This is a genomic window from Kitasatospora sp. NPDC056446, from assembly GCF_042796115.1.
Taxonomy (GTDB): domain Bacteria; phylum Actinomycetota; class Actinomycetes; order Streptomycetales; family Streptomycetaceae; genus Kitasatospora.
In genome coordinates, this window is sequence record NZ_JBHTRF010000174.1 from 1 (window position 1) to 2,287 (window position 2,287).

A 2,287-nucleotide genomic window follows, 5' to 3' on the forward strand; every position below is an offset into this window, starting at 1 on the left:
GGCCCAGCGCGAGTACAACGCAGCATCTCTGTCTGGAACGCGAGCAGATGCAGCAGCTACCGCGGCGAAGGGGCGGCTGATCCTGGCCCAAGAGGCTGCTGCCGTAGCAACCAACAACCTCACCGCGGCGCGCGGGAGGGAGGCCGCTGCGGCGTCGGCATCCTCACTCGGCGGAATGCTGGCTGGCGGACTGCGCAGTGCCGGTAGCGGTCTGTTGGCGCTGGCTGGTGGCCCGTGGGGTGCTGCAGCGATCGCCATTGGTGGTGTCGGCATTGCGTACATGGATATGGTGCGCAAGTCCCAACAAGCGAGGGAGGAGTACGCACAGCAGGTTAAGTCTCTAGGTCTTCTGGCCTATCAGATATCTGATGTTACGGAGAGATTTCAGAAGTTCGGTAGTGAAGTGTCACTCAAGGACTTTATCGGACAATGGAATGAGGCTGCGCAGAAGATCAAGCAGTCGGAGGAACGGGCGAAGGCGCTTGAGGCCGCGGTCCGCAACTATCAAGCGCTGTTGGATCAAGGGAGAACGTCCACGCGCGAGGGGGCTGGGCTCACGATTGTTCGTGACATGGAGCGCCTCGCTGACGCGAAGGCGGATCTGAAGAAGTTCCAAGAGGAGGTGGCGCCGACTCAAGCGAAGTTCGACGAAATGTCGACCGTTCTTCGATCTCGGCTGACGCCGGAGTTGTTCGAGGCTGCAAAGGCAGCAGCAGCGCTTGGGAAGGAGAAGTTGGAGGAGTTTTTGGCGGCGCTGCCAGAGGCGGCCCGACGTGCAGTGGACGCAGGAAACGCGATCCAAGGAATGTTGTCAGGCTTGCGAACTGATAGTTGGAAGGATCAGGTCGAGTGGATCAAGAAGTCCAAGGGTGAGTACGCGGCATGGATGGCCGAGCAAGGCAAGGTCATCAACGATAATGGAGGTGTGCAAGCGCTGACGCCGCAGGAGCGCGCTTCTTTCAATGCTGAGGCTGCGCGGAAGAAGGCGCACTTTGAGCGGATGAAGCAGCTCGAGGATGAGAAGAAGTCCAGGGCTGGGGCCGCCCGTTCAGAGATCGCTGACGGCAAAGCCCAGCAGAGCCAGTACGCATCGATCACCGATCGGATCAAGCGGCAGATAGCTCTCGACAAGGAGCAGATGGGCCTGACCGACGACATGACGGCGGCGCAGAAGCTCCAGGTGGTCATCGCAAATGAGCTGGCCTCGGCCAAGAGCAAGCTGAGCGAGGAGGAGCAGAAGCGCGTCAAGGCGTTGCTCGAGGAGGCGGTGGCCCAGGGTAAGGCGCTTGCGGCGCAGGAGTCTGCGAAGAAGGCCGCACAGGACATGCTGCGGCTCCAGAAGGAGCTGAACGAGGCGGCCGTCACCCAGCAGCAGGCCAACGCGATCGACCTGGCCGGCATCGGCACTGGCAGTGAGCAGATGGAGCGCATGCGCCGCCAGCTGCAGCTCAAGGAAGAGTACGACCGCCGGCTGTCAGCGCTGAATGACCGCAACGCCAGCGCCAACAATGGCAACGGCTATACCAGCAAGCAGTACGCGCAGCAGCTGGACGAGCTGGACAAGTACCACAAGGAGGCATTGCAGCGGGAGGCGCAGTACCAGGCGGATCGTCAGAGTTCGATCACTAATTGGTCGTTGGGTGCCTACCGTGCCTTCGAGGACTATCGTTCCCAGGCGGCCAATGCAGCAGAGCTGGGCAATCAGGCGTTCACCAACGCATTCCAGGGAATGGAGGATGCGTTGGTGAACTTCGAAATGACCGGCAAGCTGAGTTTCAGCCAGCTGGCCAACTCGATCATTGCGGACCTGGCTCGTATCGCGGCCAAGCAAGCCACATCAGCGCTGTTCAACGCCGGATTCAACGCTTTTGCCGGGCCGGTTGGAACGGTACAGCGGGAGCGGATCCAGATCCCAGGGTTCGACGGTGGTGGCTTCACCGGTTACGGCGGGCGACTGGAGCCGGCCGGACTCGTCCACAAGGGCGAGGGCGTGCTCAACCAGGACGACATGCGGGCACTGGGGGGGCCATCGGCATTTCACGCCCTGCGCGCGGCGTTGAGGCGAGGTTACGACGCTGGCGGCATCGGTGGACAGGTTCCCGCTCGTGTTGCGCTGAGCGGCCGGCAGGGTGGCCAAGGCGGACCGTCCGTTGAGATCCACAACTACAGCGGAAGCAAGGTCCAGCAGCGAGAGGAATCGCAAACGCTTCCAGATGGGTCCGAGATCCGAAAGCTGATTGTCCAGATCGGCAACGAGGAGCTCGATGGCGGTTCGTGGGGCCGGGTC

Annotated in this window: 1 protein-coding gene; it reads left to right on the forward strand. The window is 61.8% G+C overall.

Annotated elements, in window-relative coordinates:
* Positions 1-175 precede the first annotated feature (175 nt).
* On the forward strand, positions 176-2,287 hold a 2,112-nt coding region (locus ACFQ6N_RS40305; RefSeq protein ID WP_380659128.1), incomplete at its 3' end, for a phage tail tape measure protein.